The organism is Delftia sp. 11MD, from assembly GCF_050907895.1.
GTDB lineage: Bacteria > Pseudomonadota > Gammaproteobacteria > Burkholderiales > Burkholderiaceae_C > Comamonas > Comamonas tsuruhatensis.
On record NZ_CP194333.1, the window covers coordinates 4,582,625 to 4,604,368 of the forward strand.

Sequence of the window (21,744 nt, forward strand, 5' to 3'; positions counted from 1 at the left end):
CACCATCCTGCTTTGCAGGGGTGGGCCATCGCACATCGGCGCTTTTGCAGTGACCATGGCCTCAGCACAATTCCAGGCCATGAACCAAGCCTTGCCACAGGCGGCTTCCGCCGCCAAGTTCGACACCTCCCGCGCGGCCGAGTACGAGACGCAAAGCCGCATCGCCCTGGCCGGCTACGACGCCTGCCACGAGCTGGCCGCCTGCCTGCTGGCAGCCAGCCTGGATGCCGGGCCGAAGTCCGTGCTGATTGGCGGCGCCGGTGGCACGGGCCAGGAAATCCTGGCCACGGCGCGGCTCAGGCCGCAGTGGACATTCACGGCCGCCGACCCTTCGCCCCCCATGCTGGACCAGACCATGGACCGCATCGCAGCCGCCGGCCTGTCGGCCCAGGTGCGTGCAGCACCCTGTGCGGTGGAAGACCTGCCCGCCGGCACGGTGTTCGACGCGGCCACGCTGATCGGCGTGCTGCACCACATTCCTGACGATGCGGACAAGCTCAGGCTGCTGCAGGCCCTGTCGGCCAGGCTGGCGCCGGGCGCGCCCTTCATCCTGGCCTGCAATCGCCATCGCTACGACAGCGAGCCGCTGTTCCTGGACGCCTGGGCCATGCGCTGGCGCATGGCAGGCGCGGACGAGGCCGCCGTCCATGCGAAACTCGGCAAGATCCGGCAGGGCGCGGTTCCACCCGCCTCGGAAGAGGCAGTGGAGCAGATGCTGGCCCAGGCCGGCTTCGTTCAGGCCAAGCGCTTTTTCTCCAGCCTGTTCTGGTGTGCGTGGATTGCCGCCAAGGCCTGATCGCCCCGAGCCGATCGTTCTTTCTCCGCCTTCCTTTCTTTGATTTGCCTTTCAGCATGAACTTCTCCGCACGCCTTCAGCAACTGCCCACCGTCACCCACCTCGCCGCGCTGCAGCTGGCCGATGCCCAGGGCCAGGTCGTGGCCACCATCGAGAACAAGCCCGGCCAGACCGGCTCCCTGGCCGTGTACCACGCGCTGGCCGCCCTCTACGGCGGCAGCATCACGCCCGCCGCCGCTGAACTGGGCCTGGAGTGGTATGCCGAGCACACGCAGGACGCCATCGCCTTCCCTGGCAAGCACCCCAACATCGACCGCCTGCTGGCCTGGTCCAAGGGTGCCGAGAGCTACCAGGCCCGCCTGCTCGCGGCTTGATCGCGGCCTGATTCCGCCTGGGTAAACACCGCGTCACAGAAGTTGCGCGGACTGGGGGCATCGGCTGACACGCCGGTGTCAACGCAGCGTGCACTTTGGCGTTCAAATGACATGTGCCTTGCCGCTTCGGCGCGCAAGGCGTTCCTGCCCAGGAGAACGCAATGCTGCAATCCGCCGTGCCCAGAGCACGCACCATGGCCCCCTCAGCTTCCCACGCCGGCGCCCTGCGCCTGAGCGTGCTGGGCCTGGCCGCCGCCCTGGCGCTGAGCGCCTGCAACGAATCCCAGGACAAGCCCCCGCAGGCCGCCAGCGTGCCGCTGCCGCCTGCCACCGAAAGCGCCCAGCCCGTCGCCACGCCCGTGGCCTATGTGCCGCCGTCGGCCGAGACGCTCTACCAGATGGTGGCGCCCATTGCGCTGTACCCCGACAAGCTCGTGGCCCAGGTGCTGGCCGCCTCCACCTATCCCGACCAGGTCGGCGCCGCCGAGGTCTGGCTGGGGCAGAACCCGGGCCTCAAGCCCCAGGAGCTGCAGGACGCCGTCAACGGCCAGGACTGGGACCCGTCGGTCAAGTCCCTGGCCCAGTTTCCCAACGTGCTGGCGCAGCTGTCTTCCAACATTCCCTGGACCACGGCCCTGGGCAGGGCCTACTACAACGATCCGGCCGACGTGATGAACGCCATCCAGGTAATGCGCCAGCGCGCCTACAAGGCCGGAACGCTCAAGGACTCCAGCCGGCTCAAGGTGGCCGTGGCCGCGGCCGATGCCCCGCCGCGCGATCCCCAGCCAGCGCCCCAGGACATGGGCGAGCCCCTGTCGTCCATGCTGCCGGTGCCGGTGATCGATGCGCCCTCGCAGTTCATCGAGATCACTCCCGCCCAGCCCGACACCGTCTATGTGCCGCAGTACGACCCGGGTGTGGTGTATGGCGAGCCGCTGCCGGTGTATGGCGGCTACCGCCCCATCGTGGCGCCGCAGCCCGTCTACGTGGGCAGTTCGGCCGCGCCCGTGGTGGCGGGGCTGATCGGCTTTGGCGCAGGCGTGATCCTCGCCGAGTCCGTGGACCGTCGCCCCTGGGGCTGGAACTCCTGGGGCATGCGCTGGGGCGAGCCCGGCTACCGCTGGCACCGCAACGAGCCGCCGCCACCGCCCTCGCGCCGGCCAGCCGTGATCTACAACAACAACACCTATGTGACGCGCTCGACCACGGTGGTGCAGAACATCCGCAACACGCAGATCAACAACGGTGGCAACGTCACCCACATCGCGAACAACCCGCACGTCGAGCCCCGCCCTGCCGGCAACCCGCCCAACCCGCCACAGGGCGGCGATCCGCGCCCGGGCGGCATGGCCGCGGCGGCCCTGGCCGGCGCCGCCGGCTTGGCAGGCGCGGCCGCCGCAGCGCATGGCGGCATGCCGCAGCGGCTGGGCCTGAGGCCACCGCAGGGCGGCCCGCCGGCGTCTTCCCAAGGCATGCTGCCGCCCGGCGCCACGCAAGGATCTGCCCGGCATGACGGCGCCGATCGCGGCCGCCCGGGCCTGCGGCCCGATGACCGGCCGCAGGCAGCGTTGCAGCCCAGGATGAACCCGGTGCCGGCCTCGCAGCCGGGCCAGTTCGGCAAGTGGCCGCAGGCTCCGCATTCGACCCAGGCTGCAGGGGTGCAGCGCCCGCCAGCCGCCCTGCCCGCTGCCGCCATACCGGGCGAGCGGGGCCGCGATTCCCGCGTGCCTTCGTGGTCGTCTGCCGCCGCGCAGCAGGGCATGCGGCAGCAGGACCGGCAGGACCGCGACCGTTCCATGGCCGATGCCGCGCGCATGCGCCAGCAGCAGCAACAGCAGATGGAGATGCAGACCGCCCGCCTGCGCGGCGAGGAGCAGTCGCGGCAGCAACGGCAGCAACAACAGGCCCAGCGCCAGGCACAGATGCAGATGCAGGTGCAGGCCAGGGACCAGGCCCGCGAACAGGCGCAGATGCAGGCCCGTCAGCAGCAGTTGCAGCAACAACAGCAACAGCAACAAGCCCGTGCGCAGGAGCAGATGCAGGCCAGAATGCAGGCCCAACAACAGGCGCAGCAGCAAGCGCAACGACAGGCCCAGATGCAGGAGCGTCAGGCGCAGCAGCAACGCATGCAGCTCCAGCAGGCACAGCAGGCCCAGGCGCGCGCCCAGCAGCAGCAGGCCCGCGCGCAGCAGGAGCAGCGCCAACAGCAGCAGCGCATGGCCAACGCATCCCGCCCGCAGGAACGGCGCGGCGGACGTGACGAACGCCGGGACCGCTGAACGGCCCGGCAGAGGTTTGGCTTGGCGCACGCTTGGCGGACAATGGGGCGATCGATAACGGCCCCATGCCGGCGCCAAGCCCGCCGCTTCATCCATGCAGATACCGACGACGAATCCCCGCTCCCGCCGACTGTTCGTGCAATCCCTGTGCGCCTCGGGCGCGGGCCTGATCCTTCCCTCCTGGGCCGCCAAGGCCACAGCGCCCTCCAGCGAATCCCCCTGGCCCCATGACAGCCGCGTGCCCGGCGGCGTGGCCCGCCTGTCGCTGGGGCCCGCATCCCAGCGGCCCCAGGTACTGGCCGGCGACGTGCCCGTGCTGGTGGTGGGCGACATGATCGAATGGACGGCCGTGGTCGGCATTGCGCTGTCGGCCGCACCTGGCACCCACAGCGTGACCGTGAAGGGCGAAGGCGCAGCGCGCTCCCTGGCCTACGAGGTGCGTGACAAGAAGTACACCGAGCAGCGCCTGAAGGTCTCGCCCAAGACCGTGGACCTGTCGCCCGAGGACGATGCGCGCTACCAGCGTGAGCGCGCCCACCAGCAGACCATCATGGCGCTGTTCACCGAGCCGCCCGCACGCCCCGGCGACCTGCGCATGCGCCAGCCCGTGCCGGGCCGGCGCAGCAGCAGCTTCGGCCTGCGCCGCGTGTTCAACGGCCAGCCGCGCAATCCGCACAGCGGCATGGACATCGCGGCAGCCACCGGCACCAACGTCGTCGCGCCGCTGCCGGGCAAGGTGGTGGACGTGGGCGACTATTTCTTCAACGGCGGCACCGTGTGGCTGGACCACGGCGGCGGCCTGCTGAGCATGTACTGCCACCTGAGCAGCGTGCAGTGCAAGCTGGGCGATCAGCTGGACACGGGAGAGGCCTTCTGCAAGGTCGGCGCCACGGGCCGCGTCACCGGCCCGCACCTGCACTGGGGCGTGATGCTCAACCGCAGCATGGTGGACCCGGCGCTGTTCCTGGCGGCGTGAACGGGGCCGCGGCGCCCGCCGGCGTCAGTGGTCGGCCGAGGGAATCGTGTTCTGCGGCGCCACCGGCGTGGGCACGGCGATGGAGTCGCGGTCCTGCGCCAGGTAGCGCGAGACCAGCTCGAAGAAGCTGTCGTAGAAGCCGCTCTTGGCAATCGTCTCGCTGCCCACCTTGACCATGGAGTCGCTGCCCGAGGAGAACGGCAGCGACACGGACCCCAGCGCACCCACGCCCAGGCTGGCCGAGTTGGCGCTCTTCTTCAGGGTATAGCGGTCCTGCAGCGCCGTGACAAAGCCGATGCTGACCTGGCCGTCGGCGGTCTCCGGCACGCAGACCACGCGGATGTTCATCTGCAGGTTCAGCTCCGGGTCGGGCTGGAAGCTCTTGCTGCCTTCTATGAGTTCGGCCGTGCGCGCCATGGCGATGTAGCCCTGGCTCAGCAGCGCGCGGCGCGCCGCCTCGCAGGTCTGGGCCGGCGAGGCATCGAACATGCGCGAGAAGGTCTCGGTGGAGCCGAAGCTCTCCTGCACCGGCACATGCTGGGGAATCGTCGAGCCGCAGCCCGCCAGCACCATGATGACGGCCAAAGCCCCTGCGCAGCGCATGCCACGCACCCTGTTTGCTGCACTCCAACGTCGATACACGAACCTGCTCCTTGCTCCGGTGCCGCTGCCTGCGGATGGCATGGCGGCTGGCCGCCTATTCTCACCCGAGCGCAATGCAATGGCCGGCAACTTTGCAGCAATCGGTTTTTCCGTCTGCATCAAATAGATGCAAACGAATGTGAATAGCGCCCCGTTCTGACAAGCGCCGCCGCGCATCTGCGTTATGGTGCCCCGGTTCGGCCAGGGCCGGTGCGGCTCATGCCGCACCCGGGCTGCCCAAGCCTGCCGCCGCTGCGCCTGTACCTGTACCCATCAACCAAGGAACTCAACATGAAGCCAAGCTGGACCTGGTGCCTGCCCGTGATCGTCACCATGGGGCTCGGCGCCTGCAGCCATATCGACAAGGGCGGCAACGCCGAAGACGGTGCCAAGCCCCAGGTGTCGGCTCCTGCCGGCCCGCCCGGTGACGCCCAATCGCTGACCGCCTACCACTGGAGTCTTCGCCAGGCCTTCACGCCCCAGGGCACCGAGGACCAGAGCTGGTTCCTGACGGCCGCCTCGCGCAAGCGGCCCCTGCAACTGGAGTTCGCCGACCAGCGCCTGGCCGTCAAGAACCTGTGCAACGTGGTGACCACGGGCTACCGCACCGAAGGCAACCGCATCGCCACCCAGCGCGCCGCCAGCACGCTGATGGCCTGCGATGACGACCAGCTGATGGCGCTGGAGCAAAAGGTGGCCCGCATCCTGCCCACGGCCAAGCAATGGTCCGTGCAACTGGGCGAAGGCAAGCAGCCTGCGCGCCTGACGCTCACCTTCATCGACGGCACGCGCTGGCAGCTCGACGGCTCGCCCACGGCCCAGACCCAGTACGGCAGCGCAGGCGAACGCATCTTCCTGGAAGTGGCGCCCCAGCGCACGGCCTGCAACCACCCGCTGATCAAGGACTTCCAGTGCCTGCGCGTGCGCGAGATCCGCTACGGCGACAACGGCGTGAAGACCTCCACCGGCGAGTGGGAGAACTTCTACAGCGAGATCGAGGGCTACAAGCACGAGCCCGGCATCCGCAACGTGCTGCGCATCCAGCGCTACAAGCGCCAGAACGTGCCGGCCGACGCATCGGCATACGCCTATGTACTGGACATGGTGGTCGAGAGCGAGCGCGTGGGCCGCTGAGCGCGCCTGCTGCCCCACAGCCCTGAAGGCCTGCACTGCGCAGGCCTTTTTTGTGGGCTGCGCCTCACAGCACCGGACTGAGCATCGCCAGCAGGTTGTTCCAGATGCGCCGGCCCCAGGGCCAGGCGTGGACCTGGGCGGCGGTGATGCGGTCGGACTGGCGGATGTAGTCGGCCTGGCGCCGGCGGATGGCCTGGGTCACGGCCTCGTCCTGCAGCAGCACATTGTTCTCGAAGTTCAGGTCGAAGCTGCGCAGGTCCAGGTTGGTGGAGCCCAGCAAAGCCACCTGCCCGTCCACGCACAGGGTCTTGGCATGCAGCAGGCCGGGGCGGAATTCATGGAGCATGACGCCGGCACGCAGCAGGTAGCGGTAGGTGCTGCGGCTGGCCGCGCCCACGATCCAGGAATCGTTGCGCGCGGGCAGGATGAGACTGACCTGCACGCCGCGCCAGGCGGCGGCGCACAGGGCCTCGAGCACCGTGGCGTCGGGAATGAAGTAAGGGGTGGAGATCACGACCTCGCGCCGTGCGCTGGCCAGCAGCGTGGACACGAGCTGCGAGGTGGAGCGGGGCCGCTCGGCCGGGCCTTCGGCAATGACGACGGCGGCAAAGCCGCCTGCAGGCCGGTCGGGCAGACCGTTTGCGGACCGGACAGCCAACGGCATGGGAGGAACCTGGGCGACGCTGCGTGCCTGCGCCCAGTCGCTGGCGAACACCTGCTGCATCTGCGCCACCACAGGACCCTGCATGCGCAGCATGACATCGACCCAGGGCGCATAGCGGGCCTTGACGGCAAAGGCTTCATCCGCGCAGTTCTGGCTGCCGCAGTAGGTGATGCGCTGGTCGATCACGGTGATCTTGCGGTGGTTGCGCAGGTCCAGGCGGCTGGTGAACATCACGCGGATCGGATGGCTGGTGGGCAGGGCCACGGCCAGCTGCACGCCCGCCTGGGCCATCTGCTGCCAGAGGTCGGTGCGCAGCAGCGCGCGCGAGCCCAGGCCGTCCACCATGGCGCGGCAGACCACGCCACGCCGTGCCGCGCGCACCAGCGCCTGGGCCACGGCCGTGCCCGTGTGATCAGCCAGCCAGATGTAGTACAGCACGTTGATTTCATGCTGGGCGGCGTCCATGTCGGCCAGCATGCGGGCGCGGGCCTCGGCGCCATCGGCCATGAGCTGCGCGGTGTGGCCCGGCTGCGCGGCAAAGCGGTTGATGGAGGCCGCATAGCCGAAGGCAGCCTGCCACTGCGGGGCGATGCCCGCTATCGGCACGGCGGCGCCGTGGTCCATGGCAGCGCCTGCGGCGAAGTCCTGCACCTTGCGGTACCGGGCCCGGCCGCGGCGGCGCAGCGTGACTTCGCCAAACAGGTAGTACAGCGCGCAACTGACGTAGGGCAGCAGCACGATGACGGTGAGCCAGCCCATGCGAACGTCGGGGCGCACATCGTCACGCAAAAGGATGCGCAGGCCGAAACCCGCGATGAGCAGCAGATGCAATGCGATAAGCAGCCAGGTCATGCGGCCAGCATAGCGGCGGCATTGCGGACCTGTTTCTCAGGCGCGCAATGTTTCACGGGGGCACGGGCCTTGATCTGCGGCGGGCGGCTACCCCCCCGGCCATGGATACAGGAACAGAATTCCACGAAAAACCTGAATCATGACGAAAGTACACGCACACATCCCACGGAACTTTTCCGTTGGATGAAGAAAATGACGATGGCGTGACGGTTATGCCCAGCGACTGTGGGCCTGCCTGTGGACAAGCTTCGGGACAACCCTGCATTGCCGCGCCAGCCATGGGTTTGCCGCAGGCGCTGAAAAAACAGGCAGACCGCGCAGATGCCGCAATGTTTCACGCGGCCGGGCTGCGCCGTGCAGGCGGGCGCCTCAACGGAAGCGGAAACGGCCTTCGACGAACATGGAGGAGCGGTGCCCGCCCTCGCTGGCCGGGTCGGCAAACGACCAGAAGGCCTGCACCGTGCCCTGGGCCGTGTCGATGACTTGGCTGACGGTGAAACCGGTTTTCTCGATCCAGTTGAGGAAGTGCAGGCTGTCGCTGACCTGCAGGTAGCTGAGCCGTTCGCAGCCGTCGGACACATGGCCCAGGGAATCGACCACATGCCAGACCATCTGGCCCTGCGGCGTGTACCGCACATCAGCCTTGCTATCGGGGAAATCGATGACCGCTTCGCGCCCGATCAAGGTGCCGGCGTATTGCATGGACAACATGGACATGGTGTGTTGCTCCTCTGATGCGGGGTTCTGGCCTGACCCGTGATGGCATGTTCACGCGCCGCGTCCCCGGTGTTTGTGGGAGCAGGCCGCATGCCTTCGTCGGCAGCATGGCGCAGGCGGTTCGGCCTGCAGGGCGGCGGCATTTCGCAGATACTGCGCGTGCTCTGCCACGGACTTCCGATCTTGCCCTCCTCCCCGCTTCCCCCCTCTTCGGCCGACAGCCCCGCCGCCGGCCTGCGCAACAGCGCCTTCGTCCCTTTCGTCATGGCGCGCATGCTGTCCATGTTCGCCCAGCAGATGCAGGCCGTGGTCGTCGCCTGGCAGGTCTACGACCTGACGCGCGACCCCATGTCCCTGGCCTATGTGGGACTGGCCCAGTTCCTGCCCATGCTGGCGCTGCTGATTCCGGCAGGCGACCTCAGCGACCGCATGAGCCGCAAGCGCCTGCTGTCGGGCAGCTGGGCCGTGGCGGCGCTGTGCTCCCTGCTGCTGCTGTGGCTGTCCTGGCACGAAGGCGCTGCCGCGCACGATGTGCACTGGATCTACGCCGTGCTGGTGCTGTTCGGCTGCAGCCGCGCCTTCACGGGGCCGGCCCTGCAAAGCCTGCTGCCGCAGATCGTGCCGCGCGAGCAGCTGGCCCAGGCGCTGGCCACCAACAGCATGCTGATGCGCACGGCCGCCATCGCGGCGCCCGTGCTGGGCGGCCTGCTCTACGCCTGGGGCGGCGCCGTGCTGACCTATGCGGTCTGCGGCGTGTCCCTGGTGCTGGCCGTGCTGCTGCTGGGCACGGTGCCCGTGCGCTATGCCGAAGCCATGGCGCCGGCCGGCGGCTCGCTGTGGCTGCGCTTTGGCGAAGGCATCCACTTCATCCGCACGCGCCCCATCATCCTGGGCACGATTTCGCTGGACCTGTTCGCCGTGCTGCTGGGCGGCGTGGTGGCCCTGCTTCCCGTGTACGCGCACGAGGTGCTCAAGGTCGGGCCCGAAGGCCTGGGCCTGCTGCGCTCGTCCATGACCGTGGGCGAGGTGGCCATGGGCCTGTGGCTGTCGGCCCGCCCCATACAGCGCCATGTGGGCCGCGTGATGTTCGCCGCCGTGGCCATCTTCGGCGTGGCCAATCTGGTGTTTGCGCTGTCGCACTGGTTCTGGCTGTCCATGGCGGCGCTGATGCTGGCTGGCGCGGCCGACATGGTGAGCGTGTACATCCGCTCGGCCCTGGTGCAGTTTTCCACGCCCGACTCCATGCGCGGGCGCGTGAACGCGGTGAACATGCTGTTCATCGGCTCGTCCAACGAACTGGGCGAGTTCCGTGCCGGCACCAGCGCCGCCTGGCTGGGCGCGGTGCCCGCTGCCGTGGTGGGCAGCCTGTGCACACTGGGCGTGGTCGGCAGCTGGATGACCCTGTTCAAGCCGCTGCGCGACGTGGACCGGCTGGAAGACGCGGCCCGCGTGGGCCAGGGCTAAAGCAGCTCGGCCCGCAGCTGCTGCGCAGTTTTGGGCGACAGCAGGCCGGGCGCGACGTCAAAGACGGTCCTGCAGCCCGTCTGCCCCGATTGCTGCAGCCGGTGCACGGCGCGCGCGTAGGCCACGAGCACGCTGGCCGTGAACTCCGGGTTGCTGTCCAGCTGCAGCCGGTATTCGATGGAATGGCGCAGCCCATCGGAGCTGCTGCCGCTGCGGATGACGAAGCCGCCATGCGGCATGGCCGCATGGTCACGGGCCAGCTCCTGCGCGCTGATGAAGTGCACCGTGGTGTCGTACTCGTCGAAGTAATGCGGCATGCCGGTGATGGCCTGGCGCACGCCGTCGGCATCGGCCCCATGCTCCAGCACCACAAAGCACTCGCGCCGGTGCCGCTCGCGCGCAGACAGTTCGGGCCGCACGCCGCTGCGCACGCGCTGCACGGCCTCGTCCACGGGAATGGTGTACTGCACGCCGCCGGCCACGCCGGGAATGCGGCGGATGGCGTCGGAGTGCCCCTGGCTCAGGCCCTTGCCCCAGAAGGTGTAGGTGGCGCCATCGGGCAGCAGGGCCTCGCCCATGAGGCGCTGCAGGGAGAACATGCCCGGGTCCCAGCCGGCCGAGATCAGCGCCGTGGTGCCCGCCGCGCGGGCCGCCGCGTCGACCAGCTCGAAATGCCCGGGAATGCGCGCATGCGTGTCAAAGCTGTCCACCAGGCTGAAATGTGCGGCCAGCGCGGGGGACTGCTGCGGCAGGTCGTCCTTGGAGCCGCCGCACAGCACCAGCACGTCGATGCCTGCGCGATGGGCCAGCAGGCTGTCCATGCCGTGCACGGGCGTGCCGGGCTGCAGCGGACGCAGTTGCGCCGGATCGCGGCGGGAGTAGATGCCGGCCAGCACCATGTCGGGGTTGCGGGCAATGGCCGCCTCCACGCCACGGCCCAGGTTGCCGTGGCCGACGATGGCGATGCGGATGGGAGCGGTGCTGCGATGGTCCATGCGGTGCGGTGCCTTTGCGATGAGGTTCAAAAACTGCGGCTCGAAAATGAGGTTCATGCGCCAGCGCAGAACCAGGCGCGATCTTGCATCGCCAAGGAGCCGCCAGTCGTGCACTGCCGGGCAGCACTGCGTTGCCCTGCGCGGGGGTACTGAGCGGCGATATTGGGCAGGGGCATTGGGAGAGGGTCGTGGGCCGTGGTGGACAGCAGCGCCTACACTCACGCCCTCATGTCCCAGCCCTCATCCCCCATCGCCCAGCCGCTGCCCTCGGAGTGCGGCGACGCACCGCTGCACATCCTCTGGCGCGACGAGCACCTGGTGGCGGTCTACAAGCCCGCAGGCTGGCTGGTGCACCGCACGGGACTGGACGCGCACGAGACGCGCTTCGTGCTGCAGACCTTGCGCGACCAGCTGGGCTGCCATGTGCACCCTGCGCACCGGCTGGACAAGGGCACCTGCGGCGTGCTGGTGATGGCCCTGCATGCCCAGGCCGCGCAGCGGCTGGGCCAGGCGTTTGCCGGGCAGCAAGTGCGCAAGCAATACCTGGCGCTGGTGCGCGGCTGGCTGCCCGATGCGGTGGAGGTGGACCACGCGCTCCGACCCGACGATGCGCCCGAGGACGCGCCAGCCCAGCCCGCACGGACTGCGCTGCGCTGCCTGGCCCGGCTCGAATGGCCCGAGGCCTTTGATCCGCGCCATGCGGCCACGCGGATTTCGCTGGTCCAGGCGCTGCCTGCCACGGGCCGCCGCCACCAGATACGCCGCCATCTCAAGCATGTGGCCCATCCCATCATTGGCGACGCCACGCATGGCAAGGGGCCGCTGAACCGCTGGTGGGCCGAGCGCCTGGGCCTGCAGCGGCTGTGGCTGCATGCCCATGCGCTGGAGCTGGCGCACCCGATGACGGGCGAGCCGCTGCGCTTGGAGGCCGACTGGAGCCGGCTGGGCCATGTGCCCGATGTGCAGCACTGGCGCGCGCTGTGCGCCCTGCCCGGCTGGCAGGCCTGTGCGGGCCTGCCGGCGACGGCCGGGCTGGATCAGGCAGCTTCGGCAGGCGCGCCCGTTTCAGGCTGCTCCATCAGCGGCGCGGCCACGTAGGCGTAGTCGGCCGAGGCATCGGCCTTGAGCACGCCCGACAGCAGCTCCACCAGGCGCTCGTTGCCCATCTTGAAGCCGCAGGCCTGGGCATGGCCGCCGCCGCCGAAGCTTTCGGCCAGCGCAATGCAGTTGAACTCCGAGCGCGATCGCAGCCCGACCTTCACGCCCTTGGTGCTGGCATGCCACATCAGCGCGAAGCTGCCGCTCTGGCGCGCCAGCAGGTCGCCGACCTGGCTGTGGAACATGCCGGGGCAGTTGACCATCAGGCCCTGCATGCCGTTGAAGACCAGGGGCTGGGCGGACTCGGAAATGTCGGCGCACAGCTTCTGGAATTTCTCGTCCATGGCGCCGCCGCGTGCCATGAAGGCAGCTTCCTGCTCGGGCGTGAAGGCCGCGATCTCGGCCCAGCGCTCGAAGCTGCGCGGCTCCATGTCCAGCGCCGCGAGAAAGCCCGCGCTCTCGGCGAATTCCCACTTCCAGATGTCGCGGTCCTCGATAAAGCGGATCAGGCCCGGCACGGGCTTGTCGGCCTGGAAGAACTCCCAGGCCAGGCGCGCGCCGGACTTGTTCATGTCGAAGTGCACGACGCCGCAGCGGCACTGGTAGCCGGTGAGCTTTTCGGCAGCGCTCTTGTGGTGGTCCAGCACCACGAGCTTGGACACGCGCGACTCGATCTCGGCCATCAGCTCGGGCTCGAAGGCGAAGTCCAGCACGTAGACCGCGCGGCCGGCCAGCTCGCCCAGGTCGTCGGCCGTCTGGATCTCGCCATGGTCCAGTCCGCGGAATTCGGCCTGCCCGCCGTAGAACAGCCAGGCCGCCAGCGCCGCGCCATAGCCGTCCGGGCAGCGGCGGCCGTGGTACAGGATCAGGGGCTGGGGATCGTCATGCTCGGGGCGCACGAACAATTGCAGGGGCAGGATGGTGTTTTTCATGATGGGGGCGATTGTCGGTCCTGGCGCCATTCCCCTGCATCTGCGCCAACTCCCGGGCCAGGGCATTGCGCGGGCAGCTATCAAAGAACGTAGCGCAAAGCCGCGGCAGCACAAGGCCTATCGGCGCGGCAGACGGCATAGGCAAACCCCAGGACCTATCATGTCCGCCTTGTCATTGAATTGCTGCGACCGCCTGCGGACCCGCTTGGCGTGCAGGCCGTCGCGGCCCCTGTATGCGATCCACACCCGACATCACCCCCCATCTCGGCTCCCTGCTGAAGTTCCGCCACGACCTGCATGCCCACCCCGAGCTGCGCTACGAGGAGCATCGCACCGGCGACAAGGTGGCGGCCTATCTCCAGGCGCTGGGGCTGCAGGTGCATCGCGGGCTGGGCAGGACCGGCGTGGTGGCAAGCATCCACGGCCGGGGGCGCAGCGCCGCCAACCCGGGCCGCAGCCTCGGCATCCGTGCCGACATGGATGCGCTGCCGGTGACGGAACTCAATGCCTTCGGCCACGCCAGCCGGAACCCGGGCTGCATGCATGCCTGCGGCCATGACGGCCATACCACCATGCTGCTGGGTGCGGCCACGCTGCTGGCGCAGCAGCCCGATTTCGATGGCACGGTGCACCTGATCTTCCAGCCCGCCGAGGAAGGCGGCGCAGGCGCCAAGGCCATGATGGACGATGGCCTGTTCGAGCGATTCCCCTGCGAGGCCGTGTTCGCGCTGCACAACTGGCCTGCCCTGCCTGCCGGCGAAATGGCGGTGCGCGTGGGGCCCATCATGGCGTCCACGCTGCGTTTCGAGATCCGCGTGCACGGCAAGGGCGGCCACGCTGCCATGCCCCACACCACGCTGGACCCGATTCCCGTGGCCTGCGCCATCGTCGGCCAGCTGCAGACCCTGGTGTCGCGCAGCACCGATCCGCTGGACAGCGCCGTGCTCACCGTGGGCAAAATCACCAGCGGCACGGTGGAAAACATCATTCCCGACGAGGCCAGCATCTTCGGCACGGTGCGCGCCCTCAGGACCGAGACGCAGCAGATGTTCATCGAAGGCATGCAGCGCATCAGCGAGCATGTGGCGGCGGCCCATCTGTGCCGCGCCGAGTTCATCCTCAAGCCCGGCTACCCCAACACCACCAACCACGCGCACGAGGCCCGCTTCATGGCCGATGTGATGCGCGAGGCGGTGGGCGAGGACCGCACCCACGCCGACATCCTGCCGGCCATGACGGCCGAGGACTTCGGCTTCATGCTCGAGGCCGTGCCCGGCGCCTATGGCTGGATAGGCAACGGTCCCGCCACGGGCCAGCCCGGCGTGGGCCTGCACAATCCCGGCTACGACTTCAACGACGACAACCTGGGACGTGGCGCACGCTTTTGGGATCTGCTGGCGCGCCGCTGGCTGGAGCAGCCCGCCAACCAGGCCAGGGACTGAGACAGGCCGCGCCAGGGCCGCGACCCTGTCGCGCCTACGGCCTCACACGCCGGCCGCCCCCACTTGAAGATCCACCCACTCGGCGGCAGGCAGCGGCCTGCCGTAGTGGTAGCCCTGGAACAGCACATCCTGGTTCCAGGCGCGCAGGGTGCCGGCCTGCTCCTCGGTCTCCACCCCTTCGGCCACCACGCGCAGATGCAGGCGACGGGCCATGAGCAAAATGGCCTCGACCATGGCGGCATTGCCGGGCGAGGCATGGCAGTCCTGCACAAAGGACTTGTCGATCTTGAGTTCACGGAACGGCAGCCGCTGCAGATAGGCCAGCGATGAATAGCCGGTGCCGAAGTCGTCCAGCCCCATCTCCACCCCCAGCAGCTGCAGCTCGGTCATGCGCTCGCGCGCCTCGTCCACGTCGCGCATGACCACGCTTTCCGTGACCTCCAGCGTCAGCCGGCGCGGGTCGGCGCCGGTGGTGGCCAGGATGCGCTTGAGCTTGTTCACCACATCGGGCTGGCGGAACTGCCGCCAGCTGACGTTGACCGACAGCCGCCAGCCGTGCTGCACGAATTCGGGCCGCACCAGCATGCGGCAGGCCTGCTCCAGCATCCAGTCTCCCAGCTGCACGATCAGGTCCGACTCCTCTGCCACGGCAATGAAGTCGCCGGGCTCGACCATGCCCAGGCGCGGATGGTTCCAGCGCACCAGCACCTCGGCGCCCACGCAGCGCCCCATGCGGTCCACCTGGGACTGCAGGTAGGGCTGCAGCTCGCCGGCAGGGATGGCGCGGCGCAGGTCCTTTTCGATGCGAAAGCGCTTGCCCACGGCCTCGGCCATGTCGGGCTGGAAGATGACGACCTGGCCCAGACCGGCCTGCTTGGCCTGGTGCAGGGCCACGCCGGCGCGGCGCAGCACGTCATGGCCGCCGCTGTCGGTGCGCGAGGCGGCAAAGCTGGCCGCGCCAATGCTGCAGCTGGCCTGCACTTCCTCGCCGGTTTCCTCCAGCCACAGCGGCCGCTCCAGCGCGTCCTGCAGCACCTGGGCCAGGGCGCGCATGTGCTGGTCGACCTCGGCGGCCTCGTGGCCTGCCTTCTCCAGCAGCACGGCGAATTCGTCGGCGCCCATGCGGGCCAGCAGCACGCCGTCGGGCAGGGCATCGGCCAGGCGCAGCGCCAGCGCGCCCAGCAGCGCGTCGCCGCGCACCGTGCCGCGCACGTCGTTGAAGGCCGTGAAGCGGTCCATGTCCAGCAGCAGCAGGCCGTGGCGCGGCTCGCCCCCCTTGCCGCCCTCGCGGAACTCGCGCGCCAGCGCGCGCAGCCGCTGGGTCAGCGACAGGCGGTTGGGCAGGCCGGTGAGCGCATCGAAATGCGCCAGCGCATGGATCTGGCGCTCCGCGCGCATGCGCTCGGACAGGTCCTGCTTGAGTTCCACGTAGTTGACGATGCTGCCGTCCGAGGCCCGTATCGGCGCCACGAGCACGGCCTCGGGCAGGTCCTCGCCCTGGCGCGTGCGGTTGGTCATCTGGCCACGCCACAGCGCGCCCCGGCCCAGCTGGTGCAGCGCCTCTTCCCAGGCCGGAGCATCCAGCCCCATGGTGGAGTAGCGGTGCGTGGGCTGGCCCAGGACTTCGTTGCGCGCAAAGCCCGTGCGCTGCAAAAAGGCCTCGTTCACATAGACGATGTTCTGGTGCACGTCGGTGATGACGATGCTCTCGGGGTTCTGCTCCACGGCGCGGTAGAACTTGCGCAGATCGTCCTGGTGCTGCTCCAGCGCGCCCAGTGTGTCCTGCAGCTCCTGGGCGCGGCGGATCAGGCTGCGCCGCGCCATCAGCGTGACCGTGCCCGTCAGCCCCAGCATGCCCACGAAGTAGAGCATGGAGAACACGGGCGAGGTCTCGCGCTGGCCGATCCAGTCAACGCCTTCCCGGCCCGCCACCCAGAAACCGGCCATGGTCAGCACGGACAGGACCAGCATGACCAGCGTGGTGCGCACGCCCAGCACCCAGGCGCACATGACCAGCAGGGCAGGAAAGGCCAGCACCGAGCCGCTTTGCACGCCGCCCGTGGCGGCCACCACGGTCACGGCCGCCGTCCAGGTGCCCCAGACAAGCACATTGGAGGCCAGCCGCCAGTGCCGGCGCCAGCCCAGCAGCACGGCACCGAAGCTCACGCCTGCGGCAACCAGGTTCAGCCGCACGCTGAGCCAGGGAACGGGGTCCTGCATCAGCAGCGCCATGGCCAGCATCACGGTGAGGCTGGTGATCCATATGCTGCCCACCAGGACCACCCTGCGCAGGGACAAATGGGTTTCCGCCTCGACTCGATGACGCCGCATGAAAAAGCCCCAACAGAGAAAGAACACTCAACATGCTAGCGGTCGGCGCCGCCTGCGGCTGTGGTGGTTGTGCCACCGCCCCGGTCGGACGCGCTCTTGCACCAAACAGGGTATGCGGGCGCCGGTTCAGGGCGCGCTTTTGCGCTCGCGCAGCGGCCGCTTGCGCGCCTTGACGGCGTCCTTGCGCGCCTGGCGCTCGGCATCGCGCTGCTGGCCCACGGCCAGCCATTGCGCGTACTCCTCGGGCGTCTCCAGCGTGATGCGGCCCAGGACCGCTGCGCGGAAATCCGTGAGCACCAGCTCGGCCGCCTTTTGCACATTGACACGTCCGCCGCCCATCATGGCGCCGCGGCGCCGGCCGATGGCGTCCAGCAGCTCGTCGTCGTGCAGGGCGGCGATGCGTTCGTTGTCCAGGCCCAGCTTGTAGCGCGCCTCCAGCATGTCCGCGTAGTTCTTCTGCAGATAGCCCAGCAGCTCCAGCGCCACCAGTTCCTCGTCATAGGCGTTGCGGCCCACGGCGCCGCTGGCGGCCAGGTTGTAGCCGCTTTGCTCGACGATGATGCGCGGCCACAGCATGCCGGGCGTGTCCCAGAGGTAGAAGTCGTCGGCCAGCACGATGCGCTGCTCCAGCTTGGTGATGCCGGCCTCGTCCCCCGTCTTGGCCTGCCGCTTGCCGCTCATGGAGTTGATCAGCGTGGACTTGCCCACGTTGGGGATGCCGCAGATCAGCACGCGCATGGGCTTGGCCATGCCGCCACGGTTCGGCGCCAGCAGCTTGCAGGCCTCGATCAGCCGGCGCGTGGGCGCGGGCTCGGAGGCGTCCAGCGCAATGGCGCGCGTGTCGCTCTGGGCGTTGTACCAGTCCAGCCACAGCGGCGTGCGCGCGGCATCGGCCAGGTCCTGCTTGTTGAGCACCTGCAGGCGCGGCTTGTGGCCCGTCAACTCCTGCAGCAGCGGGTTGCTGCTCGACCCCGGCAGGCGCGCATCCAGCACTTCGATGACCACATCGATTTCCTTGACGCGCTCGGTGATCACCTTGCGCGTGAGATTCATGTGACCGGGGAACCACTGTATGGCCATGGGATTACTTTCTGGGAAACGGGGGGACTGGCAGGGGCGCAAGGATAATTCATGGCTTGCGCAGACAGGATGCAACAACGCGCGGCGCCCCGGCGCAACCCGCAGACTTCCATTTTTTCTTGCGCAAACCGCAATTGTCCCCCGCTTTTACGCCCAGCCTCACTGCCCATGTCCTTGCCCGATACCCCCTCGTCCCGCTCCGCCTCGCGCAAGGCAGACATCGAACTGCTGATCAAGGGCGTGACCTGCGCCGTGATCGGGCTGGTGATTCTGCTGGCGCCACAGTTCATGGCGCCCGGGGGCATCGTGCAGATGATGGCCCAGTCGTACCTGGTCGGCTGGTTCGCCCTGCTGCTGGGCACGGCCTTCATCGTGCTGTTTGCGGTGCGCCGCAGCAAGGCGCGGCGCTGAGCATGGTGCAGGGGCCGCTGGAGCAGGCGCTGTCGCAGATCCAGCTGTGGCAGCAGCGCGCCCAGGCCGCAGGCATTGCACTGCGCCCTGTGCCGCCCCAGCCCACGAGCTGCTGCGGCCGCGGCTGCAACGGCTGCGTCTGGGAGGGCTTCTACGACGCCGTGCTGTTCTGGTGCGAGGACGCAGGCCAGGCGCTGGGCGCCGGGCGGGGTTAAAGCGCGCTCAGCGCAGGTTCTCCGGCGCCATGTAGCGCAGGCGCCATTCCTCGAACGACAGCGTGTCCGCGGCCTCGATGTCGCGCTGCTCCTGCACGGACTGCGCCGACCATTGCTCGAAGCGCTGCTGCTGCGCCTGGCTCCAGGGCAGGGCCAGCAGCGAGTCGCGGGCCTGCTCGGACCGGGCCAGCGTGAAGTTCGCAAAGCTGTTGCCGTATGCGCCCGTCAGCTCGCCCAGCACATGGGCCGACGGCGTGCGCTCGGGGTGCTCCAGGCGCTCCAGCGCCTGGGCCAGGGCGGCGCTGTAGTCCTGCGTGCCGTGGGTGCTGTCCAGCGCCTGGGCGTAGGGTCGGCACTGGTCCAGCACTTCATGGGCCCAGTCGCGCAGCGGCACTTCTCGGCCGGCGCGCACCAGCTGCAGGCCCGGCTCGCGGCCGCGCTCGGCCGTCAGGTGCTGGTTGTGCTTGAGTTCCGCGATCTCGTCCGGCGTATCCGGCGGGCTGTCGGCGTTCAGGCAGTGCAGCAGGAACACGTCCAGCATGCGCATGGTGGGCGCGGCAATGCCCACGTCCTCGAAGGGATCGAGGTCCATCAGGCGCACCTCCACATACTCCACGCCGCGCTCGCGCAGCGCGTGCAGCGGGCGCTCGCCGCGGCTGACGGTGCGCTTGGGGCGGATGGTGCCGTAGAACTCGTTTTCGATCTGCAGCAGGCCCGTGCCCAGCTGGTTGTAGTCGCCGCCCGGGTTGCGCACGCCCAGCATCTCATAGGCGGGATAGGGCTGGGTCAGCGCGTCGTACAGCGAATTCGCATAGCCTTCCAGGCCGTTGTAGCTGACGTTGATGCTGGCCTGCGCATCGCTCTGGTAGCCCAGGCGTCCCATGCGCAGCGAGGTGGCGTGGGGCAGGTACAGCGCCTGGCCCGTATTGCCCAGCGGCTGCAGCCGGTGCTCGCGCCCCTCGACGAAACAGGGACACAGCGCGGGCGACGCGCCATACAGGTACAGCAGCACGAAGGCATGGCGCCGGAAATTGCGGATGAGCGAGAAATACTGGTCGCTGGTCACGCCGGGCAGCGACCAGTTGTAGTGGATGCCCGAAATCGTCTGCATGCGCCGGCCGTAGCGGTGGCCCAGCCCCATGCGGTACACGCTCTTGGAGCGGCCCGAGTGCGAGGAGCCGTAGCGCGCCAGCGGAATCGTCTCGTCCGTGGGCAGCTGGCAGGGCATGCTGGACGACCACAGCATCTCGCCACCCGCATCGCGCAGGCTGCGCAGCACGAACTGGTGGATCTGCACCAGCTCGTCCAGGCATTCCTGCACGCCCAGCCGCGCGCCGGTGATCAGCTCGATCTGCGATTCGCTGTAGTCGGTGGTGATGTGCGGATGCGTGAGCGCCGAGCCCAGCGCCAGGGGATGCGGCGTCAGTGCCAGGCTGCCGGAAGGCAGCACGCGCAGGCCCTCCTTTTCTATGCCACGGCGTATGCCCTTGAGCCGCTCAGGACCGGGAACCGCCATGGATGCCTGCGATGTTTTCATTCTTGTTTACCGATTCGTTGATGGGCATCGGCCCACACGGAAACCACCAGGATTCCCGGCGGACCCGACCCGGACGCCGAATGATAGAGAAACGGCAGGAAACGCGATGGCGCCTGTCCGCTTAACCACGCGTTTTGGCCTGTTGCCCCGCATGGGATCGCCGCGAGCGAAAGGAATATGTCAGAGTTTTGCCCTCCCGGCCGGCGCTGCCTTGATACCGGGCAAGGGACGGCCGGCCAGCGGCGAAACCTCTGGCCGGCCCCTGGTCATCGACGGGCTGCAGCCATGGCCTTGCCCACTTCCAGCGTGCCCTGGGCGGCGCCGCTGGCGGGCACCTGTTCGCCGCTGCGGTCCAGCACCTGGGCCAGCTGTGCGGCCAGCTGTTCCGGCACCTGCTCGCCCTGGCCCAGGTAAACGCCTTCGGTCAGCGTGATGAAGGCGGCCTCGAAGCCGCCCGCGCCTGCGCACAGCGTGGTGCGTGTGGGCGCACTTTCGTGGGCCAGCACCAGCATGGCGGGCACCACGGCCTCGGGCTTGAGGGCGGCCAGCACGGCCTCGGGCATCAGGCCTTCCGTCATGCGGGTGGCCGCCGTGGGTGCCAGCGCATTCACATGGATGCCGTGCTTGGCGCCTTCTATGGCCAGGGTCTGCATGAGGCCGACCTGGGCCAGCTTGGCCGCGCCATAGTTGGCCTGGCCGAAGTTGCCGTACAGGCCCGTGGACGAGGTGGTCATCACGATGCGCCCGTAGTTCTGCGCCTGCATGTGCGGCCACACGGCCTTGCAGCAATGGGCCGCGCCCATCAGGTGCACTTCCACCACCAGGCGGAAGTCGTCCATGCCCATCTTGGCAAAGCTCTTGTCGCGCAGGATGCCGGCGTTGTTGACCAGGATGTCCACGCGGCCCCAGGCATCGACGGCCTGCTGCACCATGGCCTGCACGGCCTCGAAATCGGTGACCGATGCGCCGTTGGCCAGCGCCTGGCCGCCCGCCGCGCGGATCTCGTCCACCACGGCCTGGGCCGCCGTGGCCGAACCGCCGCTGCCATCGACCGCACCGCCCAGATCATTGACCAGCACCTTGGCGCCGCGCGCCGCCAGCGCCAGCGCATGCAGGCGCCCCAGGCCGCCGCCGGCCCCCGTCACGATGGCCACGCTGCCTTCAAACTCAATCGCCATGGAGATGCTCCCTTTGTGTCGTTGGATGCCGGTTGCGCCCTCCGGATGGCAGGGCACCGGCCACCCAGCAATGTAGACGGACGCCGGCCGCATTCCGGTTGCCGAAGCGACTGCGGCAGGCCCGCCGGCCTTGTCCCCATCATTTCGTGACAAGCCTGTGGAAAACCATGTGCAGGCTCGGGACTGGCTGGTTAAGTAATTGTTTTGATTCGATTTTTTCGTTTTGCCTATTTTTTAATCAAATCCACAAGTCGTGTGCCCGACTTATCCCGCCTCACCCTGAACAATCTTGTGAACAACTTTCACAGCGGGCGGGATAAGGCACGCAAGTCATTGATTCAAAAGAGAAACAGGAGTAACGCTTAAAAAATGGGCAGAAGACCCCGGATTTTCGGGCCGCGTCCCGCTTATCCACCGCGCAACCCGCATGTACGCATTTACCCCCGTTCGTACTGGACAAGCATGTGGACAAGCCGCCAAAAATGCCGAATTCGCAACATAAGTCATTGATTTGACAAACAAGCAAGCCAATTGCTCAAAAAATAGGCAATCAGCAGGCTCTGGAGCCCGTTCAACAGCTTCGAGTCAGGCGTTCACGAGCCCAGGTCAGCCTTGCAAAGACAACAG

19 protein-coding genes are annotated in these 21,744 nt (G+C 68.4%); 10 read left to right on the forward strand and 9 right to left on the reverse strand.

What is annotated here, in order from left to right; all coding sequences use genetic code 11:
- Positions 1–79 precede the first annotated feature (79 nt).
- The 4 genes from ACRSCF_RS21050 (at position 80) to ACRSCF_RS21065 (ending at position 4,425) form a co-directional block, all read left to right on the forward strand.
- Positions 80–796, forward strand: a complete 717-nt coding sequence (locus ACRSCF_RS21050; RefSeq protein WP_034367120.1) for a class I SAM-dependent methyltransferase — start codon at positions 80–82, stop codon at positions 794–796.
- Positions 797–852: 56 nt separating this feature from the next.
- Entirely contained in the window at positions 853–1,170 is a 318-nt protein-coding gene (locus ACRSCF_RS21055; protein WP_016453887.1) for a DUF2322 family protein, read from the forward strand.
- Between the two features lie 161 nt (positions 1,171–1,331).
- Positions 1,332–3,449, forward strand: coding sequence for a DUF3300 domain-containing protein (locus ACRSCF_RS21060; protein WP_244386527.1), 2,118 nt, complete (start codon positions 1,332–1,334; stop codon positions 3,447–3,449).
- A gap of 94 nt (positions 3,450–3,543) precedes the next feature.
- Positions 3,544–4,425, forward strand: a complete 882-nt coding sequence (locus ACRSCF_RS21065; protein WP_244386529.1) for a peptidoglycan DD-metalloendopeptidase family protein — start codon at positions 3,544–3,546, stop codon at positions 4,423–4,425.
- 24 nt (positions 4,426–4,449) lie between these two features.
- Here the strand turns inward: ACRSCF_RS21065 and ACRSCF_RS21070 are convergent, their stop codons facing one another.
- Positions 4,450–5,028 (reverse strand): DUF2242 domain-containing protein, encoded by a 579-nt coding sequence (locus ACRSCF_RS21070; RefSeq protein ID WP_016450474.1) that lies wholly within the window; start codon positions 5,026–5,028, stop codon positions 4,450–4,452.
- Between the two features lie 330 nt (positions 5,029–5,358).
- On the opposite strand from ACRSCF_RS21070, the gene ACRSCF_RS21075 reads away from it, so the two are divergent.
- Positions 5,359–6,201 (forward strand): META and DUF4377 domain-containing protein, encoded by an 843-nt coding sequence (locus ACRSCF_RS21075; protein WP_016450473.1) that lies wholly within the window; start codon positions 5,359–5,361, stop codon positions 6,199–6,201.
- 64 nt (positions 6,202–6,265) lie between these two features.
- Here the strand turns inward: ACRSCF_RS21075 and cls are convergent, their stop codons facing one another.
- The gene (gene cls / locus ACRSCF_RS21080; RefSeq protein WP_016450472.1) at positions 6,266–7,717 is read right to left on the reverse strand and encodes a cardiolipin synthase; all 1,452 of its coding nucleotides are present in this window, start codon (positions 7,715–7,717) and stop codon (positions 6,266–6,268) included.
- Between the two features lie 369 nt (positions 7,718–8,086).
- Positions 8,087–8,434: a MoaF-related domain-containing protein gene (locus ACRSCF_RS21085; protein WP_012204400.1), complete on the reverse strand. Its 348-nt coding sequence runs from the start codon at positions 8,432–8,434 to the stop codon at positions 8,087–8,089.
- Between the two features lie 90 nt (positions 8,435–8,524).
- Here ACRSCF_RS21085 and ACRSCF_RS21090 point away from each other — a divergent pair, with 90 nt between their 5' ends.
- Positions 8,525–9,898 (forward strand): MFS transporter, encoded by a 1,374-nt coding sequence (locus tag ACRSCF_RS21090; RefSeq protein ID WP_244386531.1) that lies wholly within the window; start codon positions 8,525–8,527, stop codon positions 9,896–9,898.
- Here the strand turns inward: ACRSCF_RS21090 and ACRSCF_RS21095 are convergent.
- Positions 9,895–10,893, reverse strand: a complete 999-nt coding sequence (locus ACRSCF_RS21095) for a diaminopimelate dehydrogenase (RefSeq protein WP_212646680.1) — start codon at positions 10,891–10,893, stop codon at positions 9,895–9,897. The genes ACRSCF_RS21090 and ACRSCF_RS21095 overlap by 4 nt on opposite strands.
- Before the next feature lie 228 nt (positions 10,894–11,121).
- Here ACRSCF_RS21095 and ACRSCF_RS21100 point away from each other — a divergent pair, with 228 nt between their 5' ends.
- Positions 11,122–11,991, forward strand: coding sequence for a pseudouridine synthase (locus ACRSCF_RS21100; RefSeq protein WP_202396714.1), 870 nt, complete (start codon positions 11,122–11,124; stop codon positions 11,989–11,991).
- On the opposite strand, the gene ACRSCF_RS21105 is transcribed toward ACRSCF_RS21100, so the two are convergent.
- Positions 11,931–12,923 carry a DHH family phosphoesterase gene (locus tag ACRSCF_RS21105; RefSeq protein ID WP_016453896.1) on the reverse strand — a complete coding sequence of 331 codons (993 nt, stop codon included), beginning with the start codon at positions 12,921–12,923 and terminating at the stop codon, positions 11,931–11,933. The genes ACRSCF_RS21100 and ACRSCF_RS21105 overlap by 61 nt on opposite strands.
- Before the next feature lie 233 nt (positions 12,924–13,156).
- Here ACRSCF_RS21105 and ACRSCF_RS21110 point away from each other — a divergent pair, with 233 nt between their 5' ends.
- On the forward strand, positions 13,157–14,365 hold the full coding sequence (locus ACRSCF_RS21110; RefSeq protein WP_034367124.1) for a M20 aminoacylase family protein: 1,209 nt from the start codon (positions 13,157–13,159) through the stop codon (positions 14,363–14,365).
- Positions 14,366–14,407: 42 nt separating this feature from the next.
- Here ACRSCF_RS21110 and ACRSCF_RS21115 read toward each other — a convergent pair whose 3' ends face one another.
- Together ACRSCF_RS21115 and ylqF are read right to left on the reverse strand one after the other, a co-directional pair.
- The gene (locus ACRSCF_RS21115) at positions 14,408–16,696 is read right to left on the reverse strand and encodes a putative bifunctional diguanylate cyclase/phosphodiesterase (protein ID WP_026062425.1); all 2,289 of its coding nucleotides are present in this window, start codon (positions 16,694–16,696) and stop codon (positions 14,408–14,410) included.
- A 126-nt stretch (positions 16,697–16,822) separates the two neighbouring features.
- Complete coding sequence (gene ylqF / locus ACRSCF_RS21120; protein ID WP_244386533.1) at positions 16,823–17,776, reverse strand: ribosome biogenesis GTPase YlqF; 954 nt, start codon at positions 17,774–17,776, stop codon at positions 16,823–16,825.
- 168 nt (positions 17,777–17,944) lie between these two features.
- Between ylqF and ACRSCF_RS21125 the strand changes: the two genes are divergently transcribed.
- Positions 17,945–18,187 (forward strand): hypothetical protein, encoded by a 243-nt coding sequence (locus ACRSCF_RS21125; protein WP_013803403.1) that lies wholly within the window; start codon positions 17,945–17,947, stop codon positions 18,185–18,187.
- Between the two features lie 2 nt (positions 18,188–18,189).
- Positions 18,190–18,402, forward strand: coding sequence for an oxidoreductase-like domain-containing protein (locus tag ACRSCF_RS21130; protein WP_043791884.1), 213 nt, complete (start codon positions 18,190–18,192; stop codon positions 18,400–18,402).
- Between the two features lie 7 nt (positions 18,403–18,409).
- Here the strand turns inward: ACRSCF_RS21130 and gshA are convergent, their stop codons facing one another.
- Together gshA and ACRSCF_RS21140 are read right to left on the reverse strand one after the other, a co-directional pair.
- A complete protein-coding gene (gene gshA, locus ACRSCF_RS21135; protein WP_034348046.1) occupies positions 18,410–19,939 on the reverse strand; it encodes a glutamate--cysteine ligase in 1,530 nt (509 codons plus the stop codon).
- 266 nt (positions 19,940–20,205) lie between these two features.
- Positions 20,206–21,117, reverse strand: a complete 912-nt coding sequence (locus ACRSCF_RS21140; RefSeq protein WP_244386535.1) for an SDR family NAD(P)-dependent oxidoreductase — start codon at positions 21,115–21,117, stop codon at positions 20,206–20,208.
- Positions 21,118–21,744 lie beyond the last annotated feature (627 nt).